We start from the raw sequence: 13,704 nt of genomic DNA on the forward strand, positions 1-13,704 counted from the left end.
TTCGCTTTCACAAAACCAAACGCCCCGATCAATGGTCGGGGCGTTTTTTTATCAGGCGTTTTTGCTCAGCTTATCGGGAACGACCGACTGCTTTGGGGCGGGCTAGCAATTGAGACACACCTCCAAGAAGCCCCGAGGCTGCCGGTTCCGGTGCCTTCAGACTGTTCACTTTTGGACGGGGCGTTGCGGCTGAATGATCGGCACAGGGGGCGGAACCTTTGTGCATGACGCTGTCCCGCGCCACCGTCAGACTGTCGATGCGAGCCTCCGTGCTCTCGGTCTGGAAGGGCTTCGGCTCCCCCAAGCGGACCTCGGCATGTCCGTCAAAGCCGTAGCTTCCGGCCAGATCGGCAATAACAGGAGACAACGACAACTGATACGAAGCTGTGCGCGTCTTCGGAACAGGACGCGGCGACATCACAAGAAACCGCCCGTCTCCTTCGTAGGCGATCAGCGCACCCCGTCCCGCAACTGCATTACGTATCTTTTCCCCTGTCGAGTTAATGAATGCGCGGAAGTCTGTAGCGGAAAGCTGTTCAAAAACTTCGGCTACATTTTCCAGCCGCACCGCCAAAAGACAGCCGGAAAATCCGGTGTCGGGCATCCGCATCAGGATATTTTCCTGCATCAGTGTATCTACGGCCCCGTCAAACCCCTGAAGGGTAATCTTGTCCGAAAGATCCAGCGCGTTCATTGCATCCAGTTTTTCCCGCCATTGCATTGCCACGGCTTCGAACTGTTTGTGCTGGTTGACCTGCGCGCTCAGGATATTTGCGGCGCGAATACGTGCGCCCAGTTCCAGCCCGTTAAAAGGTTTGGTAACAAAATCCGTAGCCCCGGCCCCATAGGCCCGATCCATAGAGCTTTGGTCGCTCAGACCCGTGATCATAAGAACCGGCGTCTTTTGATAGGCCTCCATACTGCGGATTTGCGTGCAAAGTTCTACACCGTCCAGATCCGGCATCAGAATATCCAGCAGGAAACAGTCAAAAGGCGTATCCGTTTCCCCGATCGCGGCCAGCGCCTCTGCGCCACTCTGTGCAGGAGTGACATCGGTATACCCGCCCGCTTCCAGTGTCGCCTGAAGAACGCTCAGTGCGAGAGAATCGTCGTCCACCGCAAGAATCTTCATGTGTTTCTCCTTACACCGCATTTAGCCGAAAACCGTCGGTGAGATTCTCCCTGCGGTTAAAAGTTGCCTAGAATTAGTACAGGAAGCGCTTAAAATTATGCGCTAAATGTGTTGATTTTGCGTCGCAGGTCGCAGACGAACGGAATAGCCGACGGCATTTGGCAGGCCGGATTGCCAAAGAAACAAGGGACTAGCCAACGTCGTTCCGGATTTTATCGCAAGAGGTTGAAATCCTTTGCATTATCCTCTTTACCAGCGACGCATGCCTGCCTAATCTCCGCCCCATGCTGCGCTATACATTATCACGACTCCAGTCTCTTATTCTCAGCCTGATTGTTGCATCCATTGTGATCTTCGCAACTGTTGAGATCGTCCCCGGTGATCCGGCAAGTTTCATGCTCGGGATGAATGCCCAACCCGATACCATCGCCGCGCTACGTGAACAGCTCGGTCTCGATGTGCCGCTGTGGCAACGGTATCTGCACTGGGCGACCGGCCTGCTCGGCGGGGACTTCGGCACGTCTTACACTTACCGCACGCCAATTGCAGAAATGATCGCAGAGCGGCTCTGGATCAGTCTGCCACTGGCCATTTATGCGCTTACCCTCTCCACGCTGATCGCCTTTCCCGCGGGTATTCTGGCGGCAACGCGGCGCGGGTCTGCTGCCGATGTCAGCGTGATGGGGTTCACCCAGCTTGGCGTGGCCATCCCGAACTTCTGGTTTGCCATGCTGATGGTTCTTGTCTTTGCGATCTACCTGCGCTGGTTCTCTGCGGGCGGGTTTCCCGGCTGGGAAAATCCACTTCTGGCAATGAAGGCGCTGACGCTTCCCGCAGTAGCGCTGGCCTTGCCCCAAGCCTCTATTCTTGCGCGGGTCATGCGCTCCGCGCTGCTTGATACGCTGTCCGAAGATTATGTACGCACGGCACGCGCCAAAGGTCTGACCCGTCGGCAGACCTTGTGGCGCCACGCGCTGCGCAACGCGCTGATTCCGGTGCTGACCATCATCGGGTTACAATTCTCTTTCCTGATGGCAGGCGCCATTATTATTGAAAACGTCTTCTTCCTGCCCGGTCTCGGGCGGCTGGTGTTTCAGGCCATCAGCCAGCGGGATCTTATCGTAGTAGAGAGCGTGGTGATGCTGCTGGTCTTTGCCGTGATTATCGTGAATTTCGCCGTCGACATTGCCTATGCCATTGTGGACCCTAGACTGCGGGGCAACCGATGAGAGCCTTACTGACCAACCGGAACTTTGCTATCGGTCTGCTGCTGACCTGCGTCTTTGTGGCCGGCGCGCTGATTTCCTTTCTGTGGACCCCCCATGACACCAGCGGCGTCGATATTGCCAACAAACTGAAGAAACCGCTGAGCGAGGGATACCTGCTGGGGACGGATCATTTCGGGCGGGATATCCTGTCGATGATCATGGTGGGGGCGCGTACCTCTATTGCTGTGGCTTTCGTGGCTGTTGGGATCGGGATTGTTATCGGCGTCCCTTTGGGGCTGGCAGCAGCCGCGTCAAAAGGATCGTTGATGGACGAGATTATCATGCGCTCCAACGATCTGGTCTTTGCCTTTCCCTCTCTGGTGATCGCCATCCTGATTACCGCGATTTTCGGACCCTCCGCAGTGAATGCAATCATCGCCATCGGAATTTTCAATATACCGGTCTTTGCACGACTGACCCGCGGCGCGGCGCTTTCCCTGTGGCAAAGGGATTATGTCCTGTCAGCACAAGTTGCGGGTAAGGGACCAGCACGGATTTCCTTTGAACACATCCTGCCCAATGTCACCAACCTGCTGATCGTTCAGGGAACCATCCAGTTCTCGCTTGGCATTCTGGCCGAAGCCGGTCTGTCCTATGTGGGCCTTGGCGCGCAGCCGCCGATCCCGTCATGGGGGCGTATGCTGGCAGAATCCCAGACCATGATTTCCTTTGCCCCCCACATGGCCCTGCTGCCCGGCCTTGCCATCGTCTTTACCGTTCTGGGATTGAACCTGATGGGTGACGGGCTGCGGGATATTTTTGACCCACGTATCCGGCGGGAAAAACGATGAGCTTACTGTCCATTTCAAACCTGAACCTTTCGATCCGCAAGAAGCCGATCCTGCGGGATGTGTCCCTTACGGTGGATGCAGGCCAGATCGTTGGTATCATCGGCGAGAGCGGTTCGGGCAAATCCATGACAGCCTATTGTGTGACCCAGCTTCTGCCCGAGGGGCTGGAGCCGTCAGGGAACATCCGGTTTAACGGCAAGGACATCCTGCAAACCAGTGAAGCGGATATGTGCGCCATTCGTGGCGCCGAGGTGTCTATGGTCTTTCAGGAACCGATGACCGCGCTGAACCCTGTGCATACTATCGGGCAGCAGGTCGCGGAAACCATTTTGATCCATGAACCGGAAACTTCCAAGTCCGAGGCATTGGAGCGCGCACGGGATGCGCTTAACCGTGTGGAACTGCCGGAAAGCCGCTTCCCTCTATCCCGATACCCGCATGAGATGTCGGGTGGTCAGCGTCAGAGGGTTGTTATTGCAATGGCCATAGCCCTGCGTCCCAAACTTCTGATCGCGGATGAGCCGACCACCGCCCTTGATGTGACAACGCAAGCGGAAATCCTGACCCTTCTGACCCGCCTTGTCCGCGAGGACGGTATGGGACTGATGATCATCACCCATGACCTCGCCGTGGTGGCGGATATGGCCGATCACATCCACATCATGCAAAAGGGACAGATCGTTGAACACGGCCCCGCCGACCGGCTGTTCCAGACCATGCAGCACCCCTATTCCAAGGCGCTGCTGGCGGCATCGTCCCATGTACCGGACCGTGAACAGCCCCAAGGGGAGACGCCTCTGCTTGAAGTGCGAAACGTGCTGCGGGATTATCCCCTGCCCCGCACCAAACTCTTTGCCAAACCCGAAAGCTTCCGTGCTGTGAACGATGTGTCCTTCACAATCCGCAAGGGCGAAAGCCTCGGACTGGTGGGCGAAAGCGGTTGTGGCAAATCCACCCTGACACGGGCCATTCTGGGGTTGGAAGAAATTCAGGGCGGTGAAATACTTCTGTCCGGCGAACCTGTGTTTACCGGAAAGAAACCCAACCGCGCTGTGCGGCGCAAGATGCAGGTGGTGTTTCAGGACCCTTACGGCAGTTTTAACCCGCGCCACCGCGTGGACCGGCTCATAACGGAACCGTTTCACCTGCTCGATTCCGCACCGTCAGATCGTGCGGACCGGATTGCCGAAGCCTTGCGCTCGGTCGGGCTGACACCGGATGATGCGTTCAAATACCCTCATGAATTTTCCGGCGGCCAGCGCCAGCGTATTGCCATTGCCCGCGCCCTGATCATCAAACCTGAACTGATTATTCTGGATGAGGCGGTTTCGGCCCTTGATGTTTCGATCCGCGCCCAAATTCTCGATCTGCTTGCAGAACTGTCAGAGACCCACGGGCTGACCTATCTGTTTATCTCTCATGATTTGTCTGTGGTGCGTTCCATCACCGACCGTGTTCTGGTAATGCAGCACGGAAAAATCGTCGAACAGGGCGAGACGCAGAGCGTCTTTGACAACCCCACCGACATCTACACACAAACCCTAATTGCAGCCGCCCCGCGTCTGCCTGAAGACCTGAGGAATTTCTAATGCCCCTACCCCCCGATCTGTGGTTCGATCCAACCAAATGTTTCATCAACGGTGAATGGGTTGCCCCGCTGGGCGGCGAACAACTGGGCTTGACCGATCCTTCTACCGGCGCAGAAATTGGGACAATTGCCCGTGGCACAGCCCCAGATGTGGATGCCGCTGTTGCAGCCTCTGATGCTGCGCGCAAGGGCGAGTGGGGCCGGATGCCCGCGTTTGAACGGGGGCGTATTCTGGCCAAGCTCGGCCAGTTGATCCTAACCAAAACCGAAGAACTCGCCCGCCTAGAATCTACTGACGTGGGAAAGCCGCTGACACAGGCCCGCGCCGATGCGGTGGCCATGGCCCGCTATATGGAATTTTATGCCGGTGCTGCGGACAAAGTGCACGGCGAAACCATCCCCTATCTGGACGGCTACACGGTTTATACCCTGCGCGAACCGCACGGGGTGACAGGCCATATCGTGCCTTGGAACTATCCCATGCAGATCATCGGACGCTCTGTCGGGGCCGCGCTGACCATGGGCAACACCTGTATTTTGAAACCGGCGGAAGAAGCTTGTCTGACAGCGCTGGCCTTTGCCGATCTGGCCCATCAGGCCGGCCTGCCTGCCGGTGTGCTGAACGTCGTTCCCGGTCTTGGCGCCGAGGCCGGCGCTGCGCTATCGTCCCACAAAGGCGTGCACCACATGTCCTTTACCGGATCGGTTGCAACAGGCGTGCGCATCCAGACAGCAGCGGCGCAGAATGTCATTCCGGTGACGCTGGAACTTGGCGGCAAATCCCCGCAACTGGTGTTTGACGATGCAGATATTGACGCAGCCCTGCCGTTTCTAGTGAACGGTGGCATCCAGAACGCGGGTCAAACCTGTTCGGCAGCCTCCCGTATTCTGGTGCAGCGTGGCGTTTATGACGAAGTTCTGACAAAAATGGCGGCAAAATACAGCGAATTGCGCGTTGGTCCGGCTCTGTCCGATCTGAACGTTGGCCCGCTGATCTCTGCCCGCCAGAAACAGATTGTGACCGGTTTCCTCGATAAAGGCAGCGATCTGGAGACCGCAGCGCAGGCTGTGATCGTCGATGACGCACCGGAAGGCGGGCATTACGTGGCCCCGACCCTCTTTGCCGGTGTCAGCGCCGATCACACGCTGGCGCAGGACGAAATTTTCGGGCCCGTTCAGGTGGTCATTCCGTTTGACAGCGAAGAGGAAGCCGTGGCGATTGCCAATGGCACCGATTACGGCTTGGTGGCTTCGGTCTGGTCGCAAAACGGCGCACGGCAGATGCGGCTTGCCAAAGCGATCGATACCGGACAGGTTTTCCTGAACAACTACGGCGCAGGCGGCGGTGTCGAACTGCCCTTCGGCGGGGTCGGCAAATCCGGTCACGGACGGGAAAAAGGCTTCGAGGCGCTGTTCGGCTTTTCAAAACTGAAAACCGTTGCAGCGCTGCACGGGTAGGAAAGATATTCCCCCTTGGCCCGGCATCACCGGGCCAAGCCACCCTTTCCCCATGGAAGGGCATTAAATGCTAGCGCATCCTGTCATATTGTAGGACACTCGCCCTTTGTCGCCTCATCTCAATAGGGCCACACGAGGTCGTGCATGACTATTTTGCTGGAAACAAATATGCTGAACACCCATAATTTCACTGTCCGTCCTTCTGACTGCGACCCGCTTGGACATATGAACGTAGCACGGTATTTGGACGGGTGTTCTGATGCAGGGTTCAACCTGCAGTCCGCTTGGTCGCTAACGCCTCAGGACATCCGCGACGGGCGCAAGCTGGCCTTCGTGGTGGTAAACGCCAATTCCAATTTCATCCGCGAATTGCATATCGGTGAAACGGTGAATATCCAGTCAGAACTGCTTAAAATTGGCGGCAAATCCTGTCAGGTCTGCCACCATTTCATGAAGGGTGAGACAGAAGTGTTCAACTCGACCTTCACACTGGTGCTGATGAACCTGCAAAGCCGCAGTGCAGAGCCGATCCCCGATGACCTGCGAGCGGCCATGCAAAAGGCCCATGCTTAGGATCAGCAACAAATCGGCCCGTGCGCTCTGGCTGCACAGCAACGGGCTTTCGGGCAATCCGACCGGCCCGCTTGATGTGATGCAGATGATCCGCGATCTGGGATTTGTACAGATTGATACCATCCGCAACGTTACCCGCGCGCACCATCATATCTTGTGGTCACGCAACCAGAACTACCGTGAAAAGATGCTTTGGCCCCTGCTGGGCACGCACCGCCAGATCTTTGAACATTTCACCCATGACGCCTCTTTGCTTCCCATGGAGTTTTACCCCATGTGGGCACGCCAGTTCCGCCGTTGGGGCGAGAGGGTGGCCCGCGCGCCGTGGTATCAATCCGGACTGGCGCAATCCGCCAAACAAGAGATTTTGCAACGGATAGAAGCAGAAGGCGCCCTATCCACCCATGCCTTTGACACAAAGATAGAAGGCCCGCGTGAAATGTGGGCCCGCCCGCCCCACAAAAAGGCACTGGACCAGATGTGGTATGCGGGGGAACTCTCAACCTGCTACCGCGCCAATTTCATCAAATACTACAACCTCACGGATCGGGTTGTACCTGCGCATCTGCGAGAACCGGCCTGTGATGATGCAGGCCAGATCGACTGGCTCTGCCGCAATGCTTTGACAAGGCTGTCCTTTGGCACACAAGGCGAAATCCAAAGGTTCTGGGAAGCAATGGACGCCAAAGAGACCCGCAATTGGGTCGCGGCGCAAAACGGACTGGTGCCGGTGGAAATCGAACTGGCTGACGGCAGCCTCTATCCGGTGCTGGGCGCCCCCGACATCGAACAACGCCTCACCGATTGCCCCGACCCAAGCAGCCGGTTGCGTCTGCTCAACCCGTTTGATCCGGCAATCCGAGACCGCAACCGCCTCAAACGACTGTTCGGGTTTGAATATGTGAACGAAATGTTCGTTCCCGCTGCCAAACGCCGCTGGGGCTATTACGTTTACCCTCTGCTGGAGCGGGACAGATTTGTCGGGCGGATAGAGCTGAAGGCAGACCGCAGCAGGAACATCATGCAAGTGACCGGCTTCTGGGCAGAGCCAAAGATCGCATGGGGCCCGCCCCGCCTGCGAAAACTGGACAGCGAGTTAACCCGCTTTGCGCGGCTCGCCGGTATCACACAGATCGACTGGATTGCGCAGCGCCCCTAATACCACCCGACAATCTGAAGTTCTGCGGAGCACCGAAAACCGAATTAATTTTCTTAGCGTCAAATGCCCCATTCATTGCCTCTTGGACTTGCAATTACCGCGATATGGGCAGAACCATACGCCAAACGAGGATTGAACCATGATTACTGTCCATCACCTGAACCGCTCCCGCAGTTTGCGCATCCTATGGCTTCTGGAGGAACTGGGCCTTGAATATAAAGTCATCCGCTACGAACGGGATGCGCAGACCAACCTTGCGCCGCCCGAGCTGCTGGCGCTGCACCCGTTAGGCAAAAGCCCGATGGTGGAACTGGACGGCCGGTTGATCAGCGAGTCCGCTGCAATTGTCGAAACCCTCTGCGCAAAGCACGGTCCTCATCTGGTGCCCCCGCGTGACACTGATGCCTATACTAAACATTTGGAACTGATGCATTTTGCCGAAGGTTCAGCCATGACGCCGATCTTGCTCAACCTGTACACAGGGCGGCTCGGAGAAGCGGCAGCCCCATTGCAGCCCCGCATCCAGTCTGAGCTAACAAGCCATTTTTCCTATATGGAACAAATGCTCCGTTCGTCGGGCCACTTTGTATTGGACGACCTGTCAGCCGCAGATGTCATGCTCAGCTTTCCGGCCACTGTTGCCCTGCGCATGAACCGCGGCGCAGACTTTCCCAAACTTGCCGCTTTCGTAGACTGGATGAACAACCGGCCCGCGTTTCAGGCAGCTTTAGCAAAGGGTGGCGGGGATTGACCCCACCGCCCGACCCATTTTCACAAGACCAAGACACAGGAATACCACACATGAAACTTGCAGGAAAAACCGCGATTGTCACCGGCGCAGCTTCTGGCTTTGGCGCAGGGATTGCAGCCAAGTTCATTCAGGAAGGCGCAAAGGTGCTGCTGGCAGACATCAACGGCGAAGGTGCTGCGGAAACAGCTTCTTCTCTGGGCGAAAACGCGTTCGGCTGCCAGGCTGATGTTGCCTCGGCAGACTCCGTCGAGTCCATGCTCCAAACCGCGCTTGATCGTTTCGGCACGCTGGACATTCTGGTAAACAATGCCGGAGTGACACACCTTCCGGCGCCCATGGAAGAGGTCAGCGAGGAGGATTTCAACCGCGTGTTCAATGTGAACATGAAGTCGATTTATCTGTCGGGGCGTATTATCGTACCCCATATGAAAGCCAATAAATCCGGCGCTATCCTGAACATAGCCTCTACCGCCGGTGTCAGCCCGCGCCCGAACCTGAACTGGTACAACGCTTCTAAAGGCTGGGCGATTACCGCAACCAAAGCGATGGCCGTGGAACTCGCCCCCTTTGGTGTGCGGGTGAATGCACTGAATCCTGTGGCAGGAGAAACTCCGTTGCTGAAATCTTTCATGGGTGAGGACACACCGGAAGTGCGTGCGAAATTTGTATCGACCATTCCGCTCGGGCGTTTTTCCACCGCAGAGGATATGGGCAATGCCGCAAGCTTCCTGTGCTCGGAAGAAGCTTCGATGATCACTGGCGTTGCCATGGAAGTGGACGGCGGGCGCTGCATCTGATGCAGGTCGGCGCACGTAATCTGATCACCGATGTTCCCGGCCTGAAAGTCGGGAACGCGCAGGACGACGGGCTAAAGTCCGGCACCACCGTCCTGCTCGGGGATGCGCCTTTTATCGCCTCTGTCGCGGTGATGGGCGGGGCGCCTGGCACGCGGGAAACCGACCTGCTAGAGCCTGACAAGATGGTAGACCGGATCGACGCTTTGGTGCTGTCTGGCGGATCTGCCTACGGGCTGGATGCAGCGACCGGTGTGCAGGAACGGCTGCGTCAGAACCGGCGCGGCTTTGCAATCGGGCCGGCAATCATCCCGCTGGTTCCGGCCGCGATCATCTTTGACCTGTTAAACAACGGGAACAAGGACTGGCAGCGCAATCCCTATTACGATCTCGGCAAGGCGGCTTTTGACAATGCGGCTGAAACCTTTGATCTGGGCAGCACGGGCGCAGGCACGGGTGCGCTCGCAGCGATGCACAAAGGCGGGCTTGGCTCTGCGTCTTTCGTGCTCGACAGCGGTCACACTGTCGGCGCACTGGTGGCAGCCAATCCTGTAGGCTCTGTCACACAGCCAGGCGGGCGCCATTTCTGGGCTGCTCCGTTCGAGATGAATAATGAATTCGGCGGACTTGGCCTTTCCGGTGAGTCCGGCTTCACACTGCCCGAAGCAAGCCGGAAAATGGCGGCCTTTGCACGGCAGGCCGAAATTCCCGAAACGGCCCCCCTGAACACCACTGTTGCCATCATCGCCACCGATGCGCCCCTGACCAAGGCCGAGTGCAAACGCCTTGCTACGGTCGCCCATGACGGGATGGCCCGTGCCATTATGCCAAGTCACACGCCCCATGACGGTGATCTGGTCTTTGCACTTTCCACCGTACAACGCAGCACCGAACCCGCGCCGGACCTGACCACACTTGGCACTGCGGCAGCTCACTGCCTGTCCCGCGCCATTGCCCGCGCGGTCTATTGCGCCACCCCCAAAGCAGGGGACCTGTTGCCCTGCTGGACCGAGGATACCTGATGCCAATACTCCCCCGCCCCGATGTCGATCTCTATTATGAAATCTCGGGCGAGGGACCGCCCCTGCTGCTGATACCGGGCATGTTGTCCGACAGCGCAAGCTGGCTGCCGGTAATTCCGCTTCTCACTCCCCACTTCAAGCTGATCCGCGTGGACAACCGTGCCACAGGACGGATGCAGGATTGCGGCCCGTTCCGGCTTGAAGATTGTGTCAAAGATATTGCGGCGCTGCTGGAGCATTTAGACCTGAAGGAAGTTCATGTCGCAGGGCACTCAATGGGCGGTTTCCTGACGTTGATGCTCGCGGACCGCGCGCCGGAACGGCTCGCCTCCATCAGCCTGTTGACATCCGCGCCGACCAACGGACCGCGTAACTTTCTGTTGTTTGATATGGCCCTGCGGATGCGCCGCGACCCCGATCTGCCCGAAGGCTTCTGGCTGCGTAACCTGTTCCCGTGGTTCATGTCACCTGCATTCTTCAGCAATCCGGCCAATCTGGACGCCTCGATCGCCGCATCACACGCCTATCCTTTTGCACAAACCACGGACTCCATGCAGTTGCAGTTGGATGCGCTGTCCGGCTTTGATGCCGCACCTTACGTGAAACCCCTGCCCTGCCGCGCGCAAGCGATCCTCGGCGCGAACGATCTGCTGTTCAGCGAAGCCGACGCGAAAGAGGCGCTGGCCCCGATCCCCGACCTGACGATTTCAACAATTGAAAACGCAGCCCATTCGGTCCACTGGGAACAGCCGCACAAAGTGGCAGAGGCGCTCAGGTCTTTTGCCCTGAACGCCCCTTAACTTCTTCTGGCCTTAAATATCCCCGCGCGGAGCGCTTGGAATTCTTACACACCCAGACAGTGCCGCATGACGGCTTTTTGCGCGTGAAGCCGGTTTTCTGCTTCGTCGAAAATCACCGATTGCGGGCCGTCCATAACGGCGCTGGTAACTTCTTCGTCGCGGTGCGCAGGCAGACAATGCATGAACAGCGCGTCCGGTTTGGCCTGCGCCATCAGCGCCTCGTTCACCTGATAGGGCCGTAGCTGGTTGTGCCGCCGCTGACGCGAGGACTGGTCGTCGTGCATGGACAGCCATGTGTCTGCAACGATCAGGTCCGCGCCTTCTACAGCCTTACCTGCGTCCCGCTCGATCGTCACATTGACACCCTGCTCCCGTGCCAGACCGATGAACTCTGCTTCCGGGTCCAGCCGTTCCGGCCCCGAGAAGGTAAAGTCAAATCCGAACTGACCGGCAGCATGAAGGAAAGAGGCACAGACATTGTTGCCATCCCCCATCCAGACCACTTTCTTGCCTTTGATCGGACCACGGTGTTCTTCATAGGTCATCACATCCGCCATGATCTGGCAGGGGTGGGTCCGGTCCGTCAGACCGTTTATCACCGGCACATCGGAAAATTCCGCAAGTTCCAGCAGGATGCTTTCGTCAAAGGTGCGGATCATGATCATATCCACATAACGCGACAGCACCCGCGCCGTATCGGCAATGGTTTCACCGTGGCCAAGCTGCATTTCCGCCCCGGACAGCACCATTGTCTGCCCGCCCATTTGGCGCACGCCCAGATCAAAGGACACCCGCGTGCGTGTGGAAGGTTTCTCGAAAATCAGCGCGACCATTTTATTGGCGAGCGGCTGTTCTGCATCCGGAGTACCTTTGGACTGGCCAAGGCGGGCCTGCTTCATAGCGTTAGCCTGATCCAGAATATCCCGCAGAACGGCTTTGTCGGTTTTGTGAATGTCCAGAAAATGGGTCATTGTGCTGCCTTCAATTGTGTTGCGGCCTGATCCAGCAGATCAATGGCCTGACCGATCTCGGCCTCTGAAATGTTAAGGGGGGGCAACAGGCGGATCACATTATCTCCGCCCGGTACCGTCAGAATACCTGCGTCATAACCTGCACGCACGACATCAAGATTGGTAACCTTGCATTTCACGCCGATCATCAGGCCAAGTCCCCGCACCTCTTCGAAAATTTCGGGATGACTTGCGACCAACCCTTCGAGCTTCTGCCGTAGCAGTCCCGATTTCGCGGAGACTTCGCCCAGAAACTCCGGTGTTGCAACAATATCCATCACGGCGCCACCCACAGCGCAGGCCATCGGGTTGCCGCCGTAGGTTGATCCGTGCGTACCTGCCACCATCCCGCTGGCCGCCTCTTCAGTGGCCAGACAGGCGCCAAGCGGAAAGCCTCCGCCGATGCCTTTTGCAACAGCCATAATATCAGGGGTCACGCCGGACCATTCGTGAGCAAACAGCTTGCCTGTCCGCCCCATACCGCACTGGATCTCATCACAAATCAGCAGCAGACCATGCTCGTCGCACAGGCTGCGCAAGGCTTTCATCTTTGCGTCCGAAACCGGCACGATACCGCCTTCGCCCTGCACAGGCTCGATCAGGATCGCTGCGGTTTCGTTGTCAATTGCGGCTGTAAGGGCTTCGTCATCGTTAACTTCAACATGGACAAAACCGGGCAACATCGGGCCGAACCCTTTGGTCAGTTTCTCAGCCCCGGCAGCGGCGATCATGCCGAGCGAACGGCCATGGAAGCTGTCTTTGAACGCGATGATCTTGTACCGTTCAGGCTGGCCTTTATGGCTGAAATATTTCCGCGCCATTTTCACCGCGCATTCCATGCTCTCGGTGCCGGAATTGGTGAAGAACACCGTGTCTGCAAAGGTTGCTTCTACCAGTTTGTCCGCCAGCGCCTGCTGGTTAGGGATCTGGTACAGGTTGGACGTGTGCCACAGCTGGGTCGCCTGATGTTGCAGAACTTCCACCAGTTTGGGATGCGCATGGCCAAGTGCGTTCACCGCAATGCCTGCCCCCATATCGAGAAAGCGGCGGTCCTGATCATCCACCAGCCAGCTTCCTTCGCCTTTGACAAACGTCAAAGGAGCGCGCGCGTATGTAGGCAGAATTGCGGGGATCATCAGGATTTTCCTTTTCTTAAAAAATGAAGCCAATCCGTGCCGGATTGAAAGCATCAAGTCAATTGTGGATAGGGGGTTGGTTCAAACAAACGGATACGGGCCCGCGGGTGGGGCCTTCTGGACGTTAGCGTCGGCGTCGCGACGAAAGGGTATCGTTGGTCATGAACATGCGAACCGCATAGGGCCTGTTTGGGCGCTTGTCCAGTAAAGATCGCGCAAGAC

At 57.4% G+C, this 13,704-nt stretch carries 13 protein-coding genes; 10 read left to right on the top strand and 3 right to left on the bottom strand.

Going from position 1 to position 13,704, the window contains the following annotated elements; all coding sequences use genetic code 11:
- Nucleotides 1-70 precede the first annotated feature (70 nt).
- Nucleotides 71-1,132 (bottom strand): response regulator, encoded by a 1,062-nt coding sequence (locus C0U40_RS08325; protein WP_180957657.1) that lies wholly within the window; start codon nt 1,130-1,132, stop codon nt 71-73.
- 284 nt (nt 1,133-1,416) lie between these two features.
- On the opposite strand from C0U40_RS08325, the gene C0U40_RS08330 reads away from it, so the two are divergent.
- From C0U40_RS08330 to C0U40_RS08375, 10 genes are all read left to right on the top strand, one after another.
- Nucleotides 1,417-2,361, top strand: coding sequence for an ABC transporter permease (locus C0U40_RS08330; RefSeq protein WP_101655290.1), 945 nt, complete (start codon nt 1,417-1,419; stop codon nt 2,359-2,361).
- Nucleotides 2,358-3,191, top strand: a complete 834-nt coding sequence (locus C0U40_RS08335) for an ABC transporter permease (RefSeq protein ID WP_101655291.1) — start codon at nt 2,358-2,360, stop codon at nt 3,189-3,191. The genes C0U40_RS08330 and C0U40_RS08335 overlap by 4 nt, the downstream gene beginning before the upstream one ends.
- Nucleotides 3,188-4,780 (top strand): ABC transporter ATP-binding protein, encoded by a 1,593-nt coding sequence (locus C0U40_RS08340; RefSeq protein WP_101655292.1) that lies wholly within the window; start codon nt 3,188-3,190, stop codon nt 4,778-4,780. Before C0U40_RS08335 ends, C0U40_RS08340 begins: the two co-directional genes overlap by 4 nt.
- A complete protein-coding gene (locus C0U40_RS08345; RefSeq protein WP_101655293.1) occupies nt 4,780-6,237 on the top strand; it encodes an aldehyde dehydrogenase family protein in 1,458 nt (485 codons plus the stop codon). Before C0U40_RS08340 ends, C0U40_RS08345 begins: the two co-directional genes overlap by 1 nt.
- 144 nt (nt 6,238-6,381) lie before the next feature.
- On the top strand, nt 6,382-6,810 hold the full coding sequence (locus C0U40_RS08350; protein ID WP_101655294.1) for an acyl-CoA thioesterase: 429 nt from the start codon (nt 6,382-6,384) through the stop codon (nt 6,808-6,810).
- Nucleotides 6,803-7,969, top strand: a complete 1,167-nt coding sequence (locus C0U40_RS08355; protein ID WP_101655295.1) for a winged helix-turn-helix domain-containing protein — start codon at nt 6,803-6,805, stop codon at nt 7,967-7,969. The genes C0U40_RS08350 and C0U40_RS08355 overlap by 8 nt, the downstream gene beginning before the upstream one ends.
- A 139-nt stretch (nt 7,970-8,108) precedes the next feature.
- Nucleotides 8,109-8,720: a glutathione S-transferase family protein gene (locus tag C0U40_RS08360; RefSeq protein ID WP_101655296.1), complete on the top strand. Its 612-nt coding sequence runs from the start codon at nt 8,109-8,111 to the stop codon at nt 8,718-8,720.
- Between the two features lie 50 nt (nt 8,721-8,770).
- Complete coding sequence (locus C0U40_RS08365) at nt 8,771-9,517, top strand: SDR family oxidoreductase (RefSeq protein WP_101655297.1); 747 nt, start codon at nt 8,771-8,773, stop codon at nt 9,515-9,517.
- Nucleotides 9,517-10,536 (top strand): P1 family peptidase, encoded by a 1,020-nt coding sequence (locus C0U40_RS08370; RefSeq protein ID WP_101655298.1) that lies wholly within the window; start codon nt 9,517-9,519, stop codon nt 10,534-10,536. Before C0U40_RS08365 ends, C0U40_RS08370 begins: the two co-directional genes overlap by 1 nt.
- Entirely contained in the window at nt 10,536-11,336 is an 801-nt protein-coding gene (locus C0U40_RS08375) for an alpha/beta fold hydrolase (RefSeq protein WP_101655299.1), read from the top strand. The genes C0U40_RS08370 and C0U40_RS08375 overlap by 1 nt, the downstream gene beginning before the upstream one ends.
- Before the next feature lie 44 nt (nt 11,337-11,380).
- Here the strand turns inward: C0U40_RS08375 and argF are convergent, their stop codons facing one another.
- Together argF and C0U40_RS08385 are read right to left on the bottom strand one after the other, a co-directional pair.
- On the bottom strand, nt 11,381-12,307 hold the full coding sequence (argF, locus tag C0U40_RS08380) for an ornithine carbamoyltransferase (RefSeq protein ID WP_101655300.1): 927 nt from the start codon (nt 12,305-12,307) through the stop codon (nt 11,381-11,383).
- A complete protein-coding gene (locus C0U40_RS08385; protein WP_101655301.1) occupies nt 12,304-13,482 on the bottom strand; it encodes an aspartate aminotransferase family protein in 1,179 nt (392 codons plus the stop codon). Before C0U40_RS08385 ends, argF begins: the two co-directional genes overlap by 4 nt.
- Nucleotides 13,483-13,704 lie beyond the last annotated feature (222 nt).

Origin of the sequence: Neptunicoccus cionae (assembly GCF_002860325.1) — a bacterium.
Lineage (GTDB): Bacteria > Pseudomonadota > Alphaproteobacteria > Rhodobacterales > Rhodobacteraceae > Amylibacter > Amylibacter lutimaris.

Coding starts and splice junctions, on each gene's coding strand:
- C0U40_RS08325 (WP_180957657.1), bottom strand. CDS start 1,132: ATGAAGATTCTTGCGGTGGACGACGATTCTCTCGCACTGAGCGTTCTT.
- C0U40_RS08330 (WP_101655290.1), top strand. CDS start 1,417: ATGCTGCGCTATACATTATCACGACTCCAGTCTCTTATTCTCAGCCTG.
- C0U40_RS08335 (WP_101655291.1), top strand. CDS start 2,358: ATGAGAGCCTTACTGACCAACCGGAACTTTGCTATCGGTCTGCTGCTG.
- C0U40_RS08340 (WP_101655292.1), top strand. CDS start 3,188: ATGAGCTTACTGTCCATTTCAAACCTGAACCTTTCGATCCGCAAGAAG.
- C0U40_RS08345 (WP_101655293.1), top strand. CDS start 4,780: ATGCCCCTACCCCCCGATCTGTGGTTCGATCCAACCAAATGTTTCATC.
- C0U40_RS08350 (WP_101655294.1), top strand. CDS start 6,382: ATGACTATTTTGCTGGAAACAAATATGCTGAACACCCATAATTTCACT.
- C0U40_RS08355 (WP_101655295.1), top strand. CDS start 6,803: ATGCTTAGGATCAGCAACAAATCGGCCCGTGCGCTCTGGCTGCACAGC.
- C0U40_RS08360 (WP_101655296.1), top strand. CDS start 8,109: ATGATTACTGTCCATCACCTGAACCGCTCCCGCAGTTTGCGCATCCTA.
- C0U40_RS08365 (WP_101655297.1), top strand. CDS start 8,771: ATGAAACTTGCAGGAAAAACCGCGATTGTCACCGGCGCAGCTTCTGGC.
- C0U40_RS08370 (WP_101655298.1), top strand. CDS start 9,517: ATGCAGGTCGGCGCACGTAATCTGATCACCGATGTTCCCGGCCTGAAA.
- C0U40_RS08375 (WP_101655299.1), top strand. CDS start 10,536: ATGCCAATACTCCCCCGCCCCGATGTCGATCTCTATTATGAAATCTCG.
- argF (WP_101655300.1), bottom strand. CDS start 12,307: ATGACCCATTTTCTGGACATTCACAAAACCGACAAAGCCGTTCTGCGG.
- C0U40_RS08385 (WP_101655301.1), bottom strand. CDS start 13,482: ATGATCCCCGCAATTCTGCCTACATACGCGCGCGCTCCTTTGACGTTT.